Origin of the sequence: Varibaculum cambriense (assembly GCF_022133705.1) — a bacterium.
GTDB lineage: Bacteria > Actinomycetota > Actinomycetes > Actinomycetales > Actinomycetaceae > Varibaculum > Varibaculum cambriense_A.
This window is the reverse complement of the sequence record NZ_JAKNHJ010000010.1, coordinates 41,538-62,968: the sequence shown is the minus strand read 5'-3', so window position 1 is coordinate 62,968 and position 21,431 is coordinate 41,538. Positions and strand designations below refer to the sequence as shown.

Genomic DNA, 21,431 nt, shown 5'->3' with positions numbered 1-21,431 from the left:
CTCATGTGTGGAATCTTAGGAATGGTAGGGCGAGAGCCCACTAAAGATGCAGAAGAAGTGATTATGGGGGGTCTGTCCCGCCTGGAGTATCGCGGATATGACTCCGCGGGGATTGGACTAGCTACCCCCGGTGGTATCGAGATTCGTAAAAAGAGCGGAAAGCTCGCGAATTTGCGGGCAGATTTGCAGGAAAATCCCCTGCCGGAGGCTTTCGCGGGGATTGGGCACACTCGCTGGGCTACTCACGGCGGACCGACAGATATTAATGCCCATCCCCATGCTTCTTCCGACGGGCAACTCGCGGTAGTACATAACGGCATTATCGAAAACGCCGATAACTTGCGTCGCGTCCTCGAAAATCAGGGTTTCAGTTTCGTTTCTGAAACCGATACGGAAGTAATCGCGAATCTGCTGGCAGCATCCTATTTAGCTGACGAGGGCGCGGGTACGTCTCTCGGGGAGGGCGCAGCTGAGGTACCTGCTCCGGTGCTAGATAAAGCCCAAGTTTCCGCGGAGGTCGCTGGCGGGGCGCACTTGGCGGCGGCGCGGCTATCAAGGGCGCTACTAAAGACTATGGCGCAGCTGAAAGGGACTTTTACGATTTTGGCGATTCACCGGGATGCCCCCGGCATGGTGGTTGCCGCACGGCGCTCCTCGCCACTGGTTATCGGGGTAGGCGAAGACTGCAACTACCTCGGTTCGGACGTTTTAGCTTTCGCCGATCACACCAAAGACTGCCTAGAAATTGGGCAAGACGAACTGGTGATGGTGACCGCCCAACAGGTGCGGGTAGCCGACAGTGCCGGCAAAGAGGTTACTCCCAAGCAATTCACCGTGGATTTTTCAGTAGACCGCACTTCTAAGGGCGGGTGGGGTACTTTCATGGAAAAAGAAATCCATGAACAACCTCAGGCAGTTACTGCCACTTTGCAGGATCGAACCGATGCGCAAGGCTACCTGACGCTAGATGAGCTGCGTATCAGTCAAGACGTGTTGCGGCAAGTAAACAAAATGGTGATTATTGCTTGCGGCACTTCCGCCTATGCTGGACAGGTTGCCCGCTATGCGATTGAGCATTGGTGCCGGATTCCGGTAGAGGTCGAGCTGGCCAGCGAGTTCCGTTACCGTGACCCGGTTGTTGACCAGCGCACCTTAGTGGTGGCGATCAGCCAGTCCGGGGAAACCATGGACACCATTATGGCGGTGCGGCACGCGCGCGAACAGGGCGCGAAAGTGCTGGCGATCGTGAACACCCCCGGTTCTACGATTCCTCGCGAATCCGATGCGGTGCTGCTAACCCATGCCGGCCCAGAAATTGCGGTAGCTTCCACGAAAGCATTCACTGCTCAAATCACTGCCTGCTACCTGCTGGGGCTGTATTTGGCGCAGGTACGTGGCAATAAATATATTGATGAAATCGCGGATTACCTGGAAAAACTGGCGGCAGTGCCCCACAAGATGCAAACCCTGCTCAATCAAATAGAACCGGTAGTAGAGGTCGCTAAACGCTATGGCAGCGAACTTAAATCCACGATTTTCTTAGGGCGGCATGTGGGCTATCCGGTAGCCATGGAGGGAGCGCTAAAACTAAAAGAAATCGCTTATGTACATGCGGAAGGCTTCGCCGCCGGAGAGCTCAAACACGGCCCCATCGCCCTAATCGAGCCGGGACAGTTCGTGTTTGTGGTAGTGCCTACCCCGCGCCGTCCCGAGCTGCACCAAAAAGTGCTTTCGAATCTGCAGGAAGTACGCGCTCGCGGCGCGATAACCTTGGTAGTAGCGGAAGAGGGCGACGATAAAGTCGACAAATACGCTGACCATATTTTCCGGGTTCCCAGCACCCCCACCCTCTATCTGCCTTTGCTAACGGTGATTCCGCTGCAAGTATTTGCCTGTGAAGTAGCCAAGAGCAAGGGCTACGACGTAGATCAACCGCGCAACCTAGCCAAATCGGTGACCGTGGAATAGTCAGCAGGAAGGAAATCTGGCGGCATGATTGAGGCATTCGAGAAACAGACAGTAAGGGAAGCTGAAGCCAAAGTAGTAGCCGAGCATCCACAAGGATCACTGATGAAAAAGGCGGCTGGCGAAGTCAGTGATACTACTGTCGAATTTCTACTTGCCCGCGGTGCCAAAGTTGAGGAGACCCGGATTCTGGGTTTAGTCGGCGGCGGCGATAACGGGGGCGATTGTCTCTATGCTCTGTCCTATCTGGCGAAACTGGGGTATCCCTGCCTCGCGTTACTGCTGACAGACAAGCCGCATGAAAAAGCGCTGGCAGCGGCAGAAAAAGCGGAAGTAACTATCGAGCGGGTGGATTTAGCGGGCAGTAGCCGCCAGATTGCGCGCCTTACTTCCCGCCGCGCCCGCGCCGCCCAGGTATGGATTGATGGCCTGGTAGGAACCGGGGTAAACGGTAAATTACGCGAACCCTTAGCGCAGGTAGCGCAGGAATTGAATCGCTTATATGAAACTCGGCGTTTAAAAGTGCTGCGGGTGGCGATCGATATTCCCTCCGGGATTTTCACCGATGACGGGCGCCTGCCCGGTCCTTTCCTGGCAGCTGACGTGACCGTAACTATGGGAGGACGCAAATCCTCCTGCCTGCTTCCTCCGGCCGCCTATCAATTCGGGCAAGTCCGGCTGGTAGATCTGGGTTTGCCAATGAAAGAGGCGCGGCTAGCCCGCCTGGAGGCAAGTGACGTGGGGGCTTTGTGGCCGGTTCCTGGCGCCGAAGACCATAAATATACTCGCGGGGTAGTACAGGTAGTTGCCGGTTCTTCCGCCTTCCCCCTAACCGGGGTGATGTGTGTTGAGGGCGCGGGCAGAGCCGGTGCCGGGATGGTGCGCTATGTGGGGCCCGAGGATGCGGCCTTCGCAATATTGTCTCGTTTCCCGCAGGCAGTTTCCGGTGCCGGCAAGCATCAATGCCTGCTGGCAGGGCCAGGTATTGACCCTAAAGATTCTGCCCGGGTACGCGAAGCGATTAACCAAGCGGTACAGGCTGCTACCAGCGGAATTCCCCTGGTGCTGGACGCGGGCGCTATTGATTTTTATCCCCAAATTGTGGCGCAAGTTCCCGGGGGGCAGCTTAGTCACCGTGCGGTGCTTACCCCGCACGCGGGGGAGGCGGCGCGTCTACTTTCTACCCTAGGAGCCGGAGGAGGACGTGGCGGGGTTACTCGCGCCGAGGTGGAGGCCTCTCCGGCTGCCTGGGCGCAGTTCTTAGCGGATAAAACCAGGGCAACAGTATTGCTTAAAGGGGCAGTAACTGTGATTGCCAGTCCCGAAGAAACTATGTTTAGCCAGGCCGGGGCGCCTTTTTGGACGGGCACTGCCGGTTCAGGTGATGTACTTGCGGGCATCACCGCGGCAGTATTAGCCCAACACCAAGCCCGCGCAGAGCAATCGGGGCGCCGCCTGACTCCTTCCCAAATGTCAGCCGCGGTTGCCTCGGCTGCCTGGGTACATGCCATGGCAGCCCGCAAAGCGGCGGGACTTCCGTTTACCGGTGACGATCTGTCCGGCGGGGCGTCTTTGGGAGCACCGATAGTGGCTACCGATATTGCCCGCCAGGTTCCCCGGGCTATCGCCTATGCTTTGAGCCAAGCCTAGAGCGGTATAGTCATGGTCATGGATACTGATTTTCCGGCGCGCGCGATTATTGACCTGTCGGCACTGGAAAAAAATCTGCAACAGCTGGGCAAATGTGACCCGAATGTGCAGGCAATGGCGATTGTAAAGGCCAATGCTTACGGGCATGGAGGCGCGCAGATTGCGCTTGCCGCCCTTAAGTTCGGGATCAAATGGTTTGGGGTGGCGCAGCTCGCGGAAGCAATGCAATTGCGCAAGGCACTGAAAGATTTTCCGCAAACCCGCATTTTTACTTGGATTTTTAGTCCCGATGCGGATTTGGAAGCCGCGATTAAAGCGGAGCTGGATATTGCGGTTTCTAACCCTGAAACCCTACTGCGCGTTGCCAGTGCCGCCCGGGCTGCGGGTAAGAAAGCCCGCATTCACCTGGCGGTGGATACCGGGATGGGACGCGAGGGGGCACTGCCTGAAAAGCTCGCTCCATTACTTTCGGCGGCAGCGCTCGCCAGTGAAGAAGGCACCGTAGCAGTTAGCGGGATCTGGTCGCATTTAGCGCGCGGAGACGAAGCCGGAGCGGGAGAAGAAGCAACTGCGCGCCAGCTGGCTACCTTCCAGCAGGCGTGCGAACTTGCTTTCCAACGCGGTTTTACGCAGCTAGTTCATCACCTCTCGGCTTCTTCGGGACTGCTGTGGCATCCGCAGGCACATTTTGACCTGGCGCGCTATGGGATCGCCATGTACGGCCTCACCCCGAATCCGGAACGTGCCACTACTGCCAGCTTGCAGCTCACCCCGATTATGCGTTTAGAGGCCGATTTGATCAGCGTCAAGAAACTGCCTGCCGGGCATCCGGTTTCCTATGGGGGAACTTGGGTGGCGCCCCAGGATACCTATATCGGGATTGTGCCGTTGGGATATGCGGATGGAATTGACCGCCATGCCTCGGGAAAAATCTGGGTCGCCGCCAACGGACAGAAATACCCACAGGTAGGCCGGATTTGTATGGATCAATTCATGGTGGATTTAGGTAGCGGCGAGGAGGACAAACCGCCGCTGGCAGCCGGCGCGACGGTGCGGGTGTGGGGAGATGGCTCCCAAGGGGAACCCACCGCCGACGATTGGGCGAAGGCCGCCGAAACCATAAACTATACGATTGTTACTGGCCTTAATCCTCGGGTGCCGCGAGTCTATATCTAGGAGGAAACATGTCCTTTACTATCACCGTTAATTCTTCCGAGCAGACGCGCGCCGCGGGAGAGCTCTTAGCCAAAAACCTCCGGCGTGGTGATTTAGTGATGCTCTCCGGAGGGCTAGGAGCTGGTAAAACTACTTTTACTCAGGGAATAGGATCTGGACTGCAGGTTAAAGGGCGGGTTTCTTCCCCCACTTTTATCGTTGCCCGGGTACACCCGTCCCTGACGGGAGGACCGGATCTGATTCATGCCGATGCCTATCGGATCAAAGATTTAACCGATCTAGAAACCCTCGATTTGGACTCCACTTTGGATCAGGCGATTACCGTCATCGAATGGGGAGAAGGCAAAACCGAACAGCTGTCGGCTGATCGCCTGGAGATCGAGATTCATCGGGAACAAGGAGGGATCGCTACCAGCAGTGATGGGGTAGTAGATCTGGCGGAAATGGATGATGGGAAACGGACAATCACTATCCGCCCGCTGGGGAAGCGCTGGGAAGGAACGGACTGGGAACAGATTTTTTCCGCGTTTGAGGACGGACAAGAAAAGTAGGTAATAGTATGCGGATTTTATGTATTGATACTTCGCTGGGTGCTTCGGTTGCCCTGTGGGATAGTGAAGCCAAGACCCCGGTGTTAGCTAGCCGGTCTAGCCAAGATTCCCGGTCTCATGCTGAGCATCTTTCCGAACTGGTAAGTGAGGTAGTGCAAGAAGCTTGCGGGTGCGCCCTCGCGAAAGCCGGTATTGAGGCGGTGGCAGTAGGACGCGGCCCGGCTCCTTTTACCGGATTGCGTTCCGGGTTGGTTACTGCCCGCACGATTGGTTATGCGCTGGGAGTTCCGGTGATTGGGATTAGTTCCCTAGATGCCCTGGCACGCGCAGTATTAGATCTGGTTCCGCCCACGCAAGAAGTCTTTGTGGCTACCGATGCGCGCCGTAAAGAGGTTTATTGCGCCCAGTATCGCGCGGACGGCCCCGATGATGTTTGCTGCCTGTGGGGACCGGAAGTGGGCAGACCCGCTACTTTCGCTAACCGAGCGGCGACTCCCGAGCTGATTGTGGCAGGAGCAGGCGCGAGGCTTTATCCCCAAGACTTGGCGTTAAATCCCGGGCTCCCTACCGAGGTAGAGGCGGCAGTCCTCGGCCGGATCGCGCAGGTACGCTTGGCTGGGAAGTCAGCTGATGAGTTACTCGATACGGTATCTCCCCTGTATTTGCGCCGCCCGGACGTGCAGCCTCCAAATAAGGGAAAATAGGGGTTTTGTGAGTAGCTGCGTTTCTTTAAGTCTCGAGGACGTGCCCGCGCTGCTCGCCCTGGAGAAAGCCTGTTTTGGGGGAGAGGCTTTTACTGACACGCAACTGCGGCAATTGTTATCGGCCCGTTACGGGCTAGCCATGGGAATTTGGGAGGATTCTCTGTTGGTGGGGGCAGCTCTCCTGGAAGTGTTAGTTCCCGAATCTGAGTTACATTCCCTGGCAGTGTTGCCCGGAAAGCGTCGCCGCGGACTGGGAGCCGCCCTCTTAAAATCTGCTCTCAGCGCTGCCCGCAAACGGGGAGCAACTGAAATGTTTTTGGAAGTGCGTCGCTCTAACCAGGCTGCGATCGCACTTTATGAACGCGCCGGTTTTGCGGCCTTGAGTGTGCGCCGCGGATATTATTCCCATCCCCGCGAGGATGCGTTGGTAATGCGTAAGCGCTTAGCGAGCCCGTCTCCCGGGCCGATCGGCGTAGAAATAACCTCCCCTTAAGCACCAGGGAAATGTATTTAACAACTTCAAGCTTTCTCAATTGTTTAAAAAATCCCTGCTTCTATTATTTTCTTGCTGGAAATCCCCACCTGGTTTTTCCTTCCTCACCCCGTCGATTATTCCCCGATCTTTGCAGGTAAACCCGGAATAGGGTGCTAGTTCTTATTTGGTTTTTTCGCGGCTTTTTCTCTATCTAGCCCCAAATTCCTAAGTCTTAGAAAACCGGTGGGTTAGCCTGTGAATCGTGGCCAATACAAAAGAAATTCAGAAGAGGCGAAGCTGGAACACCCTGGTCTTCGCGAAGCAGTGCATGGCTGTTACCGGCATATTTTTTGTACTGTTTGTGTTAATGCATTCCTACGGCAACCTGAAGATCCTGGCGGGGCCTGATGCCTACAACGGCTATGCCCACCATCTACGGGTCTTCGGTGCCCCTATCCTGCCTTATGAAGGTCTGCTTTGGATTCTGCGCGTACTGCTACTTGCTTGCGTTGTTATCCATATGATCTGTGCCTTCTACCTCTGGCATCGCGCCAGCAAGGGACGAGGCTCTCAGAAGTACGTAGTCAAACAGAATGTGGTTAACAACTACGCGACCCGAACCGTACGTGTCGGATCCGTATTGTTAGTGCTGTTTATCTTCTTCCATATCTTCCATTTCACCACGAAGTGGGTGCAGATTGGCGCAGCTGATGCATACAGCTCTGCCACCTGCAAGGTAGACGGGGTAATGATTCCGGTAGCACCGTGGAACATGATGGTAACCACGTTCTCGCCAGCTAACTGGTGGACGCTGATCATTTACCTGGGTGCGGTAGCGATTGTGGCGCTGCACGTGGGGCACGGCGTTTGGTCCGCCCTGCAAACTATGGGTTGGATCCGGGAAAACACGCATAAAGCGACCGTTTATATTTCCGGGATCGTGGGGCTATTGCTGTTCGCCATGTTCGCCATCCCACCGCTGTATCTGGTAATCACCAACCCCGCTCCGGTGGCGTGTTAGTTAGGGAAGGATGCGTAAGATGACTGAACAACAAAACCTAGTCGACGGTCTGTACACCGTTGGCGAACCGATTGCTGACCAGAAGGCACCGCTCGAGGTGCCGATTGAAAAATGCTGGAAGCAGCGCCAGTTCAATGCGGCGCTGGTTAACCCGGCTAACCGTCGTAAAATCAAAGTGATCGTGGTAGGCACCGGCCTGGCAGGGGGCGCCGCTGCTGCTTCGCTAGGCGAAATGGGCTACCACGTCGATGCTTTCTTCTACCAGGATTCTGCTCGTCGGGCGCACTCGATTGCGGCTCAGGGCGGGATTAACGCGGCGAAGAATTATCGCAACGACAACGACTCTGACTATCGCCTGTTCTATGACACGGTTAAGGGCGGAGACTACCGCGCTCGGGAAACTAACGTTTACCGGCTGGCGGAAGTATCTGCCAATATTATTGACCAGTGTGTAGCGCAGGGAGTACCTTTTGCCCGCGAATACGGCGGCCTGCTAGATAACCGCTCTTTCGGTGGGGTGCAGGTATCCCGTACTTTCTATGCGCGGGGTCAGACGGGTCAGCAGCTGCTGATCGGCGCCTATCAGGCGCTGCAGCGTCAGGTCAACGCGGGCACCGTGGTATCTCACTCCCGTCACGAAATGGTAGAACTTATCGTTTCGGACGGTCGGGCGCGCGGGATTGTGGCTCGCGATATGGAAACTGGTGAACTGGAAACTTTCACTGCCTCGATTGTTATTTTGGCGACCGGTGGTTATGGGAATGTTTTCTTCTTGTCCACCAACGCTATGGGGTGTAACGGTACTGCTGCTTGGCGGGCTCACCGTAAGGGTGCCTATTTTGCTAACCCTTGCTATACCCAGATCCACCCGACCTGTATTCCGCAGCATGGTGATCAGCAATCTAAACTCACTTTGATGAGTGAATCCTTGCGTAACGATGGACGTATTTGGGTTCCCAAGAAGAAAGAGGATTGCAAGAAAGACCCGCGGGAAATCCCGGAAGAAGATCGTGACTACTACCTAGAGCGTATCTATCCCTCTTTCGGTAACTTGGTTCCTCGCGATATTGCGTCGAGGCAAGCCAAGAATATGTGCGATGAGGGTCGCGGGGTAGGTCCGGAGATTGACGGCGTTGCTCGCGGTGTTTACTTGGATTTCGCGGATGCGATTGAGCGTATGGGTAAGGAAGCTGTTTCTGCCAAGTACGGCAACCTGTTCGATATGTATAAGCGGATTACCGATGACGATCCTTATGAGGTTCCGATGCGGATTTACCCGGCGGTGCACTACACCATGGGTGGGGTTTGGGTTGACTATGACCTAGAGACCACTATCCCGGGGCTGTATGTGGGCGGGGAAGCTAACTTCTCTGATCACGGTGCTAACCGTCTGGGTGCCTCTGCTTTGATGCAGGGTCTATCTGATGGTTATTTCGTGTTGCCGAATACGGTAAATGACTACCTGGCTCATACCTTGGATTGGCAGGATTTGCCGCAAGACCATCCTGATGTGGTAGCTGCCAAAGCCCAGGCGCAAGAGCGTATTGACCGCTTGATGGCGATTGAGGGTACCCGTTCGGTGGACTCTATCCACAAGGAACTTGGCCACATTATGTGGGAGTACTGCGGGATGTCCCGTACCCGTGAGGGGCTGCAGAAAGCTATCGGCTTGATTCGGAACCTGCGTAACGAGTTCTGGACCAATGTACGGATCCCGGGCAAGAAGAGCGGCGAGATGAACCAGTCGCTAGAACGCGCCGGTCGCTTGGCTGACTTCCTAGAGCTAGGCGAGCTGATGTGTATCGATGCGCTGCATCGTGAAGAATCCTGTGGCGGCCACTTCCGGGAAGAACACCAAACTCCGGAAGGAGAGGCTATGCGTGACGATGAAAACTTCATGTATGTAGCCGCTTGGGAATGGAAAGGTGAGAATCAGCCCCCTGTCCTGCACAAGGAGGATCTGATTTACAACAATATCGAGGTCAAGACAAGGAGCTACAAGTGAACATCACTTTGCGAATCTGGCGTCAGGCTGGCCCAGACGCCGAGGGAGCTATCCACGAATATCAGCTCCACGGAGTTAGCGAGGATTCCTCTTTCCTGGAAATGCTGGACATCCTCAACGAGGATCTATTTGCCCGCGGGGAAGAGCCGGTCGCCTTTGACTCGGACTGCCGCGAGGGAATTTGCGGTATGTGTGGCCTGGTGATTAACGGGGTTCCGCATGGAAACCATTCCCCGGATCCGAAGGATAACGCCACCACCTGCCAGCTGCATATGCGTTCCTTCAAGGATGGGGACACTATTACCATTGAGCCTTGGCGCTCTAAGGCATTCCCGATCATTAAGGATCTGGTGGTTAACCGCAACGCTTTGGATCGTATTATTCAGGCGGGCGGATACATTTCGGTTAATACCGGCGCCGCTCCGGATGCACATGCCACCCCGGTTCCCAAGAAGGATGCGGATCGGGCTTTCGAGGCCGCGGCCTGTATCGGTTGTGGAGCGTGCGTGGCTGCCTGCCCGAACGGTTCGGCGATGCTATTTACCGCTGCGAAAGTGACTCACCTGGGTCTTTTGCCGCAAGGTAAACCGGAGAATCTCCGGCGGGTTACCCAGATGCTTAACCGGATGGGTGCTGAAGGATTCGGTGGATGCACCAACTTTGGTGAATGCTCGGCGGTATGCCCCAAGCAGGTTCCGCTGGACTTTATCGCGGTGCTAAACCGGCAGCTCGGCAAAGCTGTTCTATCTGGAGTTTAAATCTGCAGTTAACAGTTAAATAGCCGTTCTTTTGCATGGCCAAGGCGGGCTCGGAGATTTTCTCCGAGCCCGCCTTCCATATATTTGAGGATCTGCCCCTGTAGCTAGCAGTAAAATCGCTGCATCTTTTAGCCCCGTATACTATTAGCTACCTGACTTAGCTGACCGTCCTCCTATATTGCAGCTGAAGCGGTACTTACCTTTTCCTTTGCCTTTCACTTTGGTGATTAGGGACGCACCCAGGAGTTTTCGCAAAAGTTCAGAGGCCGGGGAGGGGGTTATCCCCAATATCTCCGTTACCTGAGAACGCGAGAAAACGTCCTCGTTCCCGAAGAAATCGTAGAGTTTTTGGGCGTGCCGAGCCGAGACTGGACTGAGCCCCTTCCAGGCAATGTCCTGATTTTTTAATCTAATGTCCTGATTTTTGACCTCAATGTCCTGTTTTTTGGTGAAGCCCCATGCCTTGAAGAAGCCATGTCCGGATGCTGTTCGAAGAGAGTTACTACAGCTAGAGGCGATATCGTTAGGCCGAGAATCTGGGGTATGGGTAAAATGGGGACTATGAGTGAACCGCTGATCCTGGGAATCGAGTCTACCTGCGACGAAACCGGCGTGGCGCTGGTGCGCGGGGGAAAACTACTGGCAGATCGCACTGCTACCTCGATGGACGAGCATGCTCGTTACGGGGGAATCATTCCCGAAATTGCGTCCCGGGCGCACCTGGAATCTTTCCTGCCCACTTTGCAGGCTGCCTGTGAAGAGGCCGGGGTAGCGTTAAGCGAGGTAGACGCGATTGCCTGTGCGGCAGGTCCCGGACTTGTGGGGTCGCTAACCGTGGGTATTTCGGCGGCTAAAGCCCTGGCGCTTTCGCTAGATAAACCGCTGTACGGCGTAAACCATGTAATCGGACACCTGGCGGTAGATGCCCTGGTAGAGGGGGACTTTCACCCACCCTTTATCGGGCTGATCTGCTCGGGGGGACACTCGAACCTAGTACTGGTGCGCGACCTCGCCACCGATATTACGGAACTGGGGGGCACACTTGATGATGCCGCCGGGGAAGCTTTCGATAAAGTAGGGCGCCTGCTGGGTACCCCTTATCCGGGAGGTCCGCACGTAGACCGCTTGGCGCAGGCGGGGGACAAGAAAGCTATCCGTTTCCCGCGGGGACTCGCGGCCGGAAAAGACAAAGAACGTCACCGCTATGACTTTTCGTTCTCCGGTCTAAAAACTGCGGTTGCCCGCTATATTGAGGGGCTAGAGGCTACCGGGGAAACTATTAACCGCGAAAACATTTGCGCCGGATTCTCCGAGGCGGTAAATGATTCCCTGACCAAGAAAGCGGTACAGGCAGCTCAAGATTTTGATTGCCGCGAAATCGTGGTAGGTGGCGGTTTTTCCGCGAATTCGCGCCTGCGTGAGCTGCTTGCGCAACGCGCCGAATCTGCGGAGATTACCGTGCGGATTCCTCCGATTCGTTTCTGTACCGACAATGGTGCTCAAATCGCTGCCCTAGGCGAGGCGCTAGTGAAAGCGGGAATGCCGCCCTTGCCAATAGATTTCGGCCCTGACTCTCAGATGGCGCTCACCCAGATTTACATGGCTCCGAGCCCTGAGGATACGGAAAAACCAGCGACTAAGACCAACAGTCCCCAAGAAAAGCAGGTAGATGCGGAGAGTATCTATCGAAAGGTGAAAGAAAACATGGCGAAGTCATTTGACCAAATGCGTCCCGGGTTGGAAAAGGCTGCCGACCGGATTAAACCACTGGTAGAGCAGGGACGTGAATATGCGGAAGAAACCGTGGAGAAGGCACGCCCCTACGTAGAGCAGGCGGTAGAAAAGTCTCGCCCCTACGTGGAGCAGGCGGCAGAGAAAAGCCGTGAATATGCGGAAGAAACCATGGAGAAGGCACGCCCCTACATGGAACAGGCGGCGGAAAAGGGGCGCGAATACGCCAAGCAAGCACAGCAGCGCCTACACGAGCGTTCGCAGGCGAAAAAGTCAGATCCGGATGAACCGTCCGTGACGGTCGAGCCGCCCGATGATGTGGAGCCCCGCCGATAACTCTATCGGGGTCTGAACGGGCAGTCGGCAAGAAGCGCCGGGCTATCGTCCTGAGGTTTCGCCGCGCCCTCTAGCACGAGGCACCGGTGCGCTCCACTTACCCGGGTTAGCGCTACGGTTACGGTGCGGGGAGTCCAGTCCCGCTGCTTTTTGGGCATTACTCTTTTGCGCCAGGCAGCAATGTCGAGGGCGACTCCCCGCTTTAGGACATCCAAGCGAGTAGCCTGGCGGGAGCGCAAGTAAGAGCTAATCACCTTGGTTTTCAAAGGTAGGTTTTCCACTATCTGGTAGCAGTGCAGTGCCGGGGCGTCGTCGCCGGTGGGAAGAGTGTTTCCAGTCAGATAAGCGATTGCGCTAGATACTGGCGCGGCCTCTAAACGGTCGCAAATGTCAGGTAAGATTCCGGCGCGAATAATCGCAGGATCGGGATCGAAAAGATAGTGCCCCAAGCTAGCTGCCTGCGGAACCTGCACGTGGCTGTCTCCCGGATTGCGGGCACTAGCGCAGCGGAATTGGGTTACCCCGCCGCCCTCGATGATTAGCGCCGAACGTCCGGGGCCTTCGGGGGCAAGTCCGGGGGAATAGAGGGCGCACTCTACCAGGTCGCCCGCTACGCTCACCCATTGGGCGTGGTAGCCAGCTGGCAGGTTAGCGAGATCAATGCCGGGCGCTATTTTTACTGCCAGATAGGGTGCGCGCTTTCCCCATTCCAATACTGTCCCGAAGGGCGGGGACCAGGCGGCAGGGGAGAGGACACGTCCGGTAGCGGCGCGGCGTGCCGGATCCACAAACAGGGCGGGCAGAGTTTTCTGGGCGACAAGGTGCTCGGCACTTGTGCATAGAACTTGGGCACCTGGCTGGTCAGCAAGGTTAATCGCCGCACAGGTGGCGGCCGCCGGGCTCTGATCGACTGCGCGAAAATCTGGGCAGATGCGTGCCAGTTCCAAAGAGTCGGCGCCAATCCCGCACCCGAGATCTATCAGGCTGGTAACGCCGGCGGCTGCAAAACGTTTAGCTCGCTGCCTGGCCACAATTCTCCGGGTCGCCTGTTCCAGCCCGTCGCGGGTAAACAAACAGTTCCTGGCCTGCGAGCTCCCCATTTTTTCCTGGGCTTTCTCCCGCAGTTTCCATTGGGTCTGTAAAGACGCAACCAGATTTGCCGGGTAGTGCTGGCGCAGGTGCTTAGCGATAGCTGCTGTTTCGGAGGGGTCTGGGGCAGGGTTTTCTTGTAAAAGCTGCCAGCCGGATTGGGTGGTAAGCGCCGCTACCATCGGATCCTCTACTGGTGGAAAATGCGCGATTAGCTGCCGCAGCTGCGGGTAACTAAGTAGCGGCTTGGCAGTAACCATAGTTTTCTCCCCTCTAACACTTTTAGTTTAACCGAGCTGGCCTCCTGGTCGTTTCGCAATGTTGAAGCGGGAAATATCTGGATTCGCCGAGGGCGTAAGCTAAACCTGGCACTCAGCTTGATTGAGTGCCAGAATACACTTAAGCTAAATAGTGCATTTGGAGTTGTAAGACTCCAGACTGGCACCGGAAATCTGGCAACCCGCGACGTCAAAGTTCCGGTACTAAAACCGAAAAGTTTTTGGAAAAAGAAAGGGAGGTCTGCAGTGTCAGTCTCCATTAAGCCGTTAGAAGATCGCGTCGTGATTCAGCAGGCAGAAGCGGAACAAAAGACCGCTTCGGGTCTGGTTATCCCCGACGCTGCTAAAGAAAAGCCGCAGGAAGGTAAAGTAATCGCGGTGGGACCGGGTCGCGTTGATGACCAGGGTAACCGGGTTCCGATGGATGTTGCCGAGGGCGACAGCGTGATTTACTCCAAGTATGGCGGTACCGAGGTCAAGTACGGCGGGGAAGAATACTTGATTCTTTCCGCGCGTGACATTTTGGCAAAGGTTGAGCGCTAAGCATTAACGTGGCCGCGCGGTTTTCGCGCCATTAAGCCATAAAGCAATCGGCGGGGTCGGAGAAATCCGACCCCGCCTTTTGTCTGCTCTTGCCGCTGCGGGAGCAAGCGTTGCAGTGATGAAAAAAGTCGGGGGAGAGAAAATCTCGCCCCCGACTTTAAAGCTATTTAGTTGTTATTTCGCCACGCGGAACTACTTTTCTTTCGGCGCCGGCAAAATCACGTCGCGGACTAGTTCCTGCAGGTCGGTGTTGGACTTGAGGAATCCGCGGAGGGTACGCACCGTGGGGCCGAAGGTGTCGAACTCTTCGACGCTCATGCCATCTACCTCGTAGGCGCGGCGGAAATCTTCCACCTTCATCAAAGTTTCCATGATTTCGTCCGCTACTGGCTCTTCGAAGCGCGGCTCGTACTGGTAATCGGACTCTTGGATCCGCTTGGACCAAGCAAAAGGCGGAGAAATAACGATGTCGCCACCAACTAGCTCGGTGTACTGCATGGTGTTACGGAAGGCCGCAACTAGCATGCGGGAACGCAAGCCCCGTTTTTCGAACTCGGCAGCAGCCTTCTTGACTGCAGCGATTCCGCCCCATTCCAGGTGTCCGGGGTTTAGAACCAGTTTGTCGCGGTTTGCGCAGATCTTCAGCCAGTCATCGAGACGGCCAACCATCAAGGTTACGACCGGACCCATAGTGGAAATGTCTTTGCCTTCAGCTTCGCGCCGTTTCAGACCGCGCTCAATGGCTTCACCGGAGGCAACTGCCTGGGGAACGGAGAAGGACACGGTTACGTTCATGGATACGCCCCGGTAGGTGGCGTCCTCGATAGCTTCAATCCCAGTCTTGGTGGCAGGTACTTTTACCACAATGTTGGGAGCCATTTCGGAGAACTCTACTGCCTGGTCGGCTAGTGCCTTGGCGTTGCGGTAGTTCGCCGGATCGGTCTGCACCGAGAGGCGACCATTACGTCCATTGGAGGCTTCGAAGGCTGGTTCTAGCAGCTTAGCGGCCTCAATGGACATATCTTTAACAGCCTGCCAACCGATTTCGGATTCGGTGGCGGTGGGCATGCTCTCGGCAATCTTTTTGATGCGAGGAGCCCAGATGTCTAGGTGCTTGGAAATAGTAGTGTAAGCAATGGTTGGGTTACAGGTCGCACCTACTCCGCCCCAAGAGATCGACTGACGTAGTTCTTCCAAATCGGAAGAATCGTTCCACAGCGCGGTCTTTGAATTCTTGGCTGCATCTAGCAGGGGACCGGGGGTCATCTTAATCTCGGTCATTGAGTCTCCTTCGTTCTTTAACGGACACCGCCTTCGGTGCCGGTTCCCTTCCAGGTTAAGGGGAAAAAACTATAGCGTCAAGACTTTGACAGGACAATAGAGCAAAGAGGGAGTGAGCTTCGTCACTAAAGGCTGACGGTGAAGCGATATCTAGAGGCGCGATAAACGTGATCCCCGATTTCAATGGGAACCCCGGATTGGTTGTAAGCAATGCGTCGCATACTCAAAATTGCAGCTCCCCGTGATTCTTGTAGGATTTCTGCTTCCTCGCTGCTGGCTTTACGGGCGGAAATGGTTTGCGAAGCACTGACCACTTCGTGCCCGTGGCTGCGCATAGCGTCATAAAGTCCTCCCGAACGTAGCTCCTTTTCGGTGGGGGCAACTTCCGAGGGAAGGTAGTTGGTCATAATCGCTAGTGGCTCGCCATTGGCAAGGCGCAAGCGCACAACTTTGATAACTGTTTGTCCTTCTTCAAGGCGTAGATCCTCTGCAATCTCTTGGCTGGCCTCGACCTCTTCATAGGAAATAACCTTGGTGGTGGGCTTTTGTCCGGAGTCTTTTAAGTCGTCATAGAGGGAAGACAGTTTAACCTGACGGTGTATTTCTTTAGGGGCAACAATAGTGCCTACCGCGCGTTTGCGTACCACCAAACGTAAATCAACTAGCGATTGCAGGGCGCGCCGGGCAGTGGGGCGCGATACTCCCAGGCGGGAGGCCATCGATAACTCATCTTCAAGTTTTGCTCCCGGCGGGATAGTGCCGTCTAGGATTAACTCCTTAATGGGTTCAGAAATCTGGTGGTACAGGGGAATGGGAGAGGAATGGTCGAGCTCAATATCGGTTACATAGGTTTTGAGCGTTGCCATGGGGACTCCTTCCTAGGGCGCTTTCAGGCTACAATAGCGCTCATTGTTATATAGCTATTACATTAATGTAGAATACACCTAAAATTAAAGTTGAAGGCATCTTTGGTTAAGGGTGCGTAATTGATTTTTGTCACCCGTTCGGTGGTTCTAGAACTCGAAATTTGAATTTCAGGCTTCCCCTCGCTATAGAACTTTGCTAGAATGTCATTACAAAGCGTCGCAGCTTTGTGGCAACCATCGCGCGTGGCGCTGACAAGGTAGTCAACAACGATGCAAAAAGGGGATCGCTGGTATGAACAGTTTTAAGATGCCGGCCGTAGACGTGCTTACTATTGGGCGCTCTGGGATAGACATTTATCCGCTGCAGACCGGAGTAGGGCTCGAAAAGGTGGAACAGTTCGGAAAATTCTTGGGTGGCAGTCCCATGAACGTAGCGGTAGCAGCCGCGAAGCTGCGCCACTCGTCCGCGATTATCACCGGAGTGGGCAAAGATCCTTTCGGTAAGTTCGTGCGTTCCGAGATGCGCTCTTTGGGGGTGTATGACACCTATGTGGTGGATAATCCCAACTTTGCCACCCCGGTAACGTTTTGCGAGATTTTCCCGCCCGACGATTTCCCCCTCTACTTCTACCGGGAGCCTTCTACCCCTGACCTGGAGTTAACGGAAGCAGATATTCCCGAGGACGCCGTGAAAGACGCCCGGATTTTCTGGATTTCCGTTACCGGCCTCTCGGAAGAACCCTCGCGCAGTGCCCACCACCACGCCCTAGACCTGCGGGATTTAGGAGACAAAGATAAATGGACGATTGCCGACTTAGATTACCGCTCTACTTTCTGGAGCGATGAAGAAACCGCTCACCGCGAAGTGGAGCGAATGCTAGAGAAAGTTTCAGTCGCAGTGGGCAATAAAGAAGAATGCCGCATCGCGGTGGGAGAAACCGAGCCGGATCGCGCCGCCGACGCCCTCCTGGAGCGGGGAGTAGAAATCGCGGTAGTTAAGCAGGGGCCCCTGGGAACTTTGTGCAAGACCCGGGAAGAGCGGATTGAAGTCCCCGTAACTCCGGTGAAAGTCACCAATGGACTGGGTGCGGGCGATTCATTTGGAGGATCGCTTTGTCACGGATTACTCTCGGGCTGGGAACTACCGCAGATTATTTCGGCGGCCTCCACCGCCGGGGCGATTGTAAGCTCCCGTTTGGAATGCTCCACGGCGATGCCTTCTGAACCGGAAATCTTAGACATGATTTCCAAGAACCCGCAGTCCGCTCCGATTATTACTAAGAGGTAAGACGATGGGACAGCTAATCTCAAAACTGGCAGAAATCCGTACCTTTGAACCGGAACGGATAGCGAAAACTCTGCAAAACCGTCCTCGTCCCAGCCTGAAAGAAGCGCTACAAGGAAAAGACGGTAAACCGGAAAAACTGATGGTCATTGCTTGCGACCACCCGGCGCGCGGGGCGCTGGCAGCAGGAGACGATCCCTCCGCCATGGCCGATCGGGAAGAATTGCTGGCGCGCTGCGTGGAAGCGCTCTCGCGACCGGGAGTAAACGGTTTCTTAGGGACCGCCGATATGATCGAGGACTTGGCACTGCTGGGCGCCCTCGATAATAAAGTGGTTTTCGGATCCATGAACCGCGCCGGACTAGCGGGAGCTAGTTTCGGGATGGATGACCGCTTCAACTGCTACGACGCTCAAGGCGTGGAAGATGCCGGTTTGGCCGGGGGAAAAATGCTAACCCGGGTCAACTATGCAGATGCAGGCACCGTCTCCACTTTGCAGGCGACTGCCCGCGCCATCGATGAACTGGCAGAGCGAAAACTGATGGCGATGGTCGAGCCGTTTATTTCGGAAGGCCCCGCTGAAAAAGTTAGCAACGTCCTCACCCCGGAAGCTGTTATCAAGTCGATGGCGATAGCGGCTGGGCTGGGGCGTACCAGTGCCTATACCTGGTTGAAACTTCCTTGCGTTGCCGAGATGGAACGCGTCATGGAAGCTACTACACTTCCCTCTTTGATCCTAGGGGGAGAAGTATCTAAGGATCCCGATGCCGCCATGCAGTCATGGGGTAAAGCTTTGCGGCTGCCCAATGTCTTAGGGTTGGTCATCGGTCGTTCACTATTATTCCCGGCCAGCGGCGATGTGGCGCAGGCCGTAGACGAGACGGTAGGTTTGCTATGAGTAATAACGAAAATTATTTATTCCGCGACGGTCAGCTAAAAAATGGCCAGTACGAATTGGATTTAACCCCGGAAAAAGCCGGTTGGGAGTTCTCGGGACTGAAAGTCTTGAATCTGCCGGCGGGAGCCAGCCAAGAGGTCACCTCCGGTAATTCGGAACTGCTGGTTTTACCTCTCGAGGGCGGCTGCACGGTTAAGGTTGGCGGTGAAACTTTCGAAATCAAGGGACGTAAGGATATCTGGAGTGAAATCACCGATTACCTGTACGTACCGATTAACACCACCTTTACGGTGAGCAGCGAAAAGGGCGGGCGGTTCGCGCTGCCCAGCTCGAAGGCCAATAACGAAAAACCGCTGCGCTACTGCCCCCAGGATGAAGTCATCTCCATGATTCGCGGTAAGGGCGACTGCACCCGGGAAGTCCACAACTACACGATGGGCAATCCGGTAGAGGTTGACCACGTGCTGGTCACCGAAGTGATTACTCCCGGTGGTAACTGGTCTTCGTATCCTCCTCACAAACATGATGAGCATTCCGAAACTGAACGGATTTTGGAAGAAATCTATTACTACCAGGTAAAGCCGGCTGCCAATGGCACTACCGGAATGGCACTGCAACGCATCTACCCCTCTAAAGGACACACTATTGATGTGTGCGCCGAGGTACACAGCGGAGATGTAGTAGTAATGCCGCACGGTTGGCACGGTCCGTCCGTAGCCGCGCCCGGATACCACCTGTATTATTTGAACGTAATGGCCGGCCCTGCTGAGGACGCCACCTGGCTGGTAACTATTGATCCCGACTATGTCTGGCTCACCGAAGATTGGGGTGGCGGCGAAGTCGACCCCCGTCTGCCCATGACCAACGCCACCATCAAGGAGGACTAAGGATGGCAAAATTTGAGACCGTTCGCCTAACCACCGCGCAGGCGACAATCCGCTTCTTAATCAACCAGTATTCCGAGCGTGACGGCAAAGAATACCGCCTGATCCCGGGTACGTTCGGGATTTTCGGACACGGCAACGTGTGTGGCATCGGTCAGGCACTGCTGCAAAACGAACTAGATTCCACCCCTGATGGGGGTGTAATGGAATACTACATGCCGCGTAACGAGCAGGGCGCAGTCCATGCGGCCGCGGCTTTCGCTAAAGCCAAGAACCGGCTGCAGACGCTGGCAGTTACCACTTCGATTGGTCCGGGCGCCTTGAATATGGTGACTGGCGCGGCGCTGGCCACCACTAACCGGGTGCCGGTATTGCTGCTGCCTTCTGACCAGTTCGCTACCCGCTACCCGGATCCGGTGCTCCAGCAGTTGGAGGATCCGCGTTCTTTGGACGTAACCGTTAATGATGCGTTCCGCTGTGTCTCACGTTTCTTCGACCGGATCAACCGGCCCGAACAGCTAATGCCGTCCTTGATGAACGCCATGCGGGTACTGACTGACCCGGCCGAAACCGGAGCAGTAGTGCTGGCAATGCCGCAAGACGTACAGGCCGAAGCCTTCGATTGGCCGGTAGAAATGTTCGAAAAGCGGGTTTGGCATGTACGCCGCCCGGCAGTATCTGAGACCGAGATGGCGCGGGCGGCAGCGATTATTAAGTCGGCGAAGCGTCCTCTGATTGTTTCCGGTGGGGGCACGATCTACGCGGAAGCCTCCCAGGAGCTACGCGATTTGGCGAGCGCTACCGGGATTCCGGTATCCGATACCCAGGCCGGTAAAGGCGCCATCAACTATGACCATGAATGCGCCGTAGGGGGCGTCGGCTCTACCGGTGCCAATAGCGCAAATCATTTGGCGGATAAAGCAGATGTGGTGATCGGGGTGGGTACTCGCTACTCGGACTTCACTACCGCTTCCCACACCCAGTTCAAGAACCCGGATGTGCGCTTTGTAAACATCAACGTGAAAGCCTTCGATGCGGCTAAACACGCGGGTGAAATGGTGGTGGCTGACGCCAAGTTGGCGCTGGCTGCTTTGAAAGAGGCACTCGGGGATTACCGGGTATCCGAAGATTACAGCCGCGAGATCGCCAGCGAGCGCGAAGACTGGTTCGAAAAGACCGCCGAATGCTACGGGGCGCACGACCAAGAGCTGCCGGCGCAAACCGAGGTGTTCGGGGCTCTTAACGACATGATGGGCGACAACGATGTGGTGATTAACGCCGCCGGGTCGATGCCAGGCGATTTGCAGTGCCTGTGGCAAGCGAAGACTCCGGTGCAATACCACGTAGAGTATGCCTTTAGCTGCATGGGATACGAGATTCCCGCGGCTATGGGGGTCAAGATGGCGTTGCCGGATTCGGAAGTGGTGGCAATCGTTGGGGACGGAACCTACCAGATGCTACCGATGGAACTGGCGACGGTGGTGCAGGAAAACATCAAGGTTATCTATGTTTTGTTGCAAAACTACGGGTTCTCGTCGATTGGTTCGCTTTCGGAGTCTCACGGCTCTCAGCGTTTCGGAACTCGCTACCGGATGGGTGATGGCAATCCCCATAACGAGGACGGGGAGCTACTGCCGGTAGATATCGCCAAGAACGCGGAATCTTGGGGAATTAAAGTGCTGAAAGTGCACACTATCGAAGAGTTCCGGGATGCCTATCGCCAGGCGGAGAAATCTGAGCGGGCAGTGATGATTCATATCGAGACCAACCTGTTTGGTCCGAACCCGCCGAACTGTTCGTACTGGGACGTGGCGGTGCCGGAAGTTTCGCGCATTGAATCCACCCAGCAGGCTCGGAAAGAATACGAGGAAGCGCTGGTGGATCAGCGTCACTACTGGAAGCAGTAGCCAATAGTCTCTGGCAAATCTAATAGTG

At 55.5% G+C, this 21,431-nt stretch carries 17 protein-coding genes and 1 pseudogene; 15 read left to right on the top strand and 3 right to left on the bottom strand.

The genetic code is table 11. From position 1 onward, the window contains the following. The first annotated feature begins 3 nt into the window (after nt 1–3). From glmS to tsaD, 10 genes and pseudogenes are all read left to right on the top strand, one after another. Nucleotides 4–1,968, top strand: a complete 1,965-nt coding sequence (glmS, locus tag L0M99_RS06040) for a glutamine--fructose-6-phosphate transaminase (isomerizing) (RefSeq protein ID WP_238128085.1) — start codon at nt 4–6, stop codon at nt 1,966–1,968. Between the two features lie 24 nt (nt 1,969–1,992). After that, nucleotides 1,993–3,615, top strand: a complete 1,623-nt coding sequence (locus tag L0M99_RS06035; protein ID WP_024059724.1) for a bifunctional ADP-dependent NAD(P)H-hydrate dehydratase/NAD(P)H-hydrate epimerase — start codon at nt 1,993–1,995, stop codon at nt 3,613–3,615. An 18-nt stretch (nt 3,616–3,633) separates the two neighbouring features. Next, complete coding sequence (gene alr / locus L0M99_RS06030; protein ID WP_238128084.1) at nt 3,634–4,791, top strand: alanine racemase; 1,158 nt, start codon at nt 3,634–3,636, stop codon at nt 4,789–4,791. 8 nt (nt 4,792–4,799) lie between these two features. Then, nucleotides 4,800–5,342, top strand: a complete 543-nt coding sequence (gene tsaE, locus L0M99_RS06025; RefSeq protein WP_238128083.1) for a tRNA (adenosine(37)-N6)-threonylcarbamoyltransferase complex ATPase subunit type 1 TsaE — start codon at nt 4,800–4,802, stop codon at nt 5,340–5,342. Nucleotides 5,343–5,350: 8 nt separating this feature from the next. Continuing rightward, complete coding sequence (gene tsaB, locus L0M99_RS06020; protein ID WP_238128082.1) at nt 5,351–6,046, top strand: tRNA (adenosine(37)-N6)-threonylcarbamoyltransferase complex dimerization subunit type 1 TsaB; 696 nt, start codon at nt 5,351–5,353, stop codon at nt 6,044–6,046. Between the two features lie 7 nt (nt 6,047–6,053). After that, a complete protein-coding gene (gene rimI / locus L0M99_RS06015) occupies nt 6,054–6,539 on the top strand; it encodes a ribosomal protein S18-alanine N-acetyltransferase (protein ID WP_238128081.1) in 486 nt (161 codons plus the stop codon). A gap of 244 nt (nt 6,540–6,783) precedes the next feature. Further along, nucleotides 6,784–7,542, top strand: coding sequence for a succinate dehydrogenase (locus L0M99_RS06010; RefSeq protein WP_238128080.1), 759 nt, complete (start codon nt 6,784–6,786; stop codon nt 7,540–7,542). Between the two features lie 19 nt (nt 7,543–7,561). Continuing rightward, nucleotides 7,562–9,547, top strand: coding sequence for a fumarate reductase/succinate dehydrogenase flavoprotein subunit (locus L0M99_RS06005; protein ID WP_238128079.1), 1,986 nt, complete (start codon nt 7,562–7,564; stop codon nt 9,545–9,547). Continuing rightward, nucleotides 9,544–10,305 carry a succinate dehydrogenase/fumarate reductase iron-sulfur subunit gene (locus L0M99_RS06000; protein ID WP_022864740.1) on the top strand — a complete coding sequence of 254 codons (762 nt, stop codon included), beginning with the start codon at nt 9,544–9,546 and terminating at the stop codon, nt 10,303–10,305. The genes L0M99_RS06005 and L0M99_RS06000 overlap by 4 nt, the downstream gene beginning before the upstream one ends. Nucleotides 10,306–10,866: 561 nt before the next feature. Further along, nucleotides 10,867–11,913: pseudogene (gene tsaD, locus L0M99_RS05995) on the top strand (tRNA (adenosine(37)-N6)-threonylcarbamoyltransferase complex transferase subunit TsaD); the annotation flags it as partial. Between the two features lie 461 nt (nt 11,914–12,374). On the opposite strand, the gene L0M99_RS05990 reads toward tsaD, so the two are convergent. Further along, the gene (locus L0M99_RS05990) at nt 12,375–13,721 is read right to left on the bottom strand and encodes a class I SAM-dependent methyltransferase (protein ID WP_238128078.1); all 1,347 of its coding nucleotides are present in this window, start codon (nt 13,719–13,721) and stop codon (nt 12,375–12,377) included. A gap of 264 nt (nt 13,722–13,985) precedes the next feature. Here L0M99_RS05990 and groES point away from each other — a divergent pair, with 264 nt between their 5' ends. Next, a complete protein-coding gene (gene groES / locus L0M99_RS05985; protein ID WP_022864743.1) occupies nt 13,986–14,282 on the top strand; it encodes a co-chaperone GroES in 297 nt (98 codons plus the stop codon). Nucleotides 14,283–14,474: 192 nt separating this feature from the next. On the opposite strand, the gene L0M99_RS05980 is transcribed toward groES, so the two are convergent. Together L0M99_RS05980 and L0M99_RS05975 are read right to left on the bottom strand one after the other, a co-directional pair. Then, on the bottom strand, nt 14,475–15,563 hold the full coding sequence (locus L0M99_RS05980) for a transaldolase family protein (RefSeq protein ID WP_238128077.1): 1,089 nt from the start codon (nt 15,561–15,563) through the stop codon (nt 14,475–14,477). Between the two features lie 125 nt (nt 15,564–15,688). Then, nucleotides 15,689–16,429 (bottom strand): GntR family transcriptional regulator, encoded by a 741-nt coding sequence (locus L0M99_RS05975; protein WP_238128076.1) that lies wholly within the window; start codon nt 16,427–16,429, stop codon nt 15,689–15,691. A gap of 292 nt (nt 16,430–16,721) precedes the next feature. On the opposite strand from L0M99_RS05975, the gene iolC reads away from it, so the two are divergent. The 4 genes from iolC to iolD are packed head-to-tail and all read left to right on the top strand — an operon-like array spanning nt 16,722 to nt 21,403. Beyond that, nucleotides 16,722–17,717 carry a 5-dehydro-2-deoxygluconokinase gene (gene iolC, locus L0M99_RS05970; RefSeq protein ID WP_238128075.1) on the top strand — a complete coding sequence of 332 codons (996 nt, stop codon included), beginning with the start codon at nt 16,722–16,724 and terminating at the stop codon, nt 17,715–17,717. 4 nt (nt 17,718–17,721) lie between these two features. Continuing rightward, nucleotides 17,722–18,612 (top strand): Cgl0159 family (beta/alpha)8-fold protein, encoded by an 891-nt coding sequence (locus L0M99_RS05965; RefSeq protein ID WP_238128074.1) that lies wholly within the window; start codon nt 17,722–17,724, stop codon nt 18,610–18,612. Next, nucleotides 18,609–19,499, top strand: coding sequence for a 5-deoxy-glucuronate isomerase (gene iolB, locus L0M99_RS05960; RefSeq protein ID WP_238128073.1), 891 nt, complete (start codon nt 18,609–18,611; stop codon nt 19,497–19,499). Before L0M99_RS05965 ends, iolB begins: the two co-directional genes overlap by 4 nt. Before the next feature lie 2 nt (nt 19,500–19,501). Continuing rightward, nucleotides 19,502–21,403, top strand: coding sequence for a 3D-(3,5/4)-trihydroxycyclohexane-1,2-dione acylhydrolase (decyclizing) (iolD, locus tag L0M99_RS05955; RefSeq protein WP_238128072.1), 1,902 nt, complete (start codon nt 19,502–19,504; stop codon nt 21,401–21,403). The last annotated feature ends 28 nt before the right edge of the window (nt 21,404–21,431 follow it).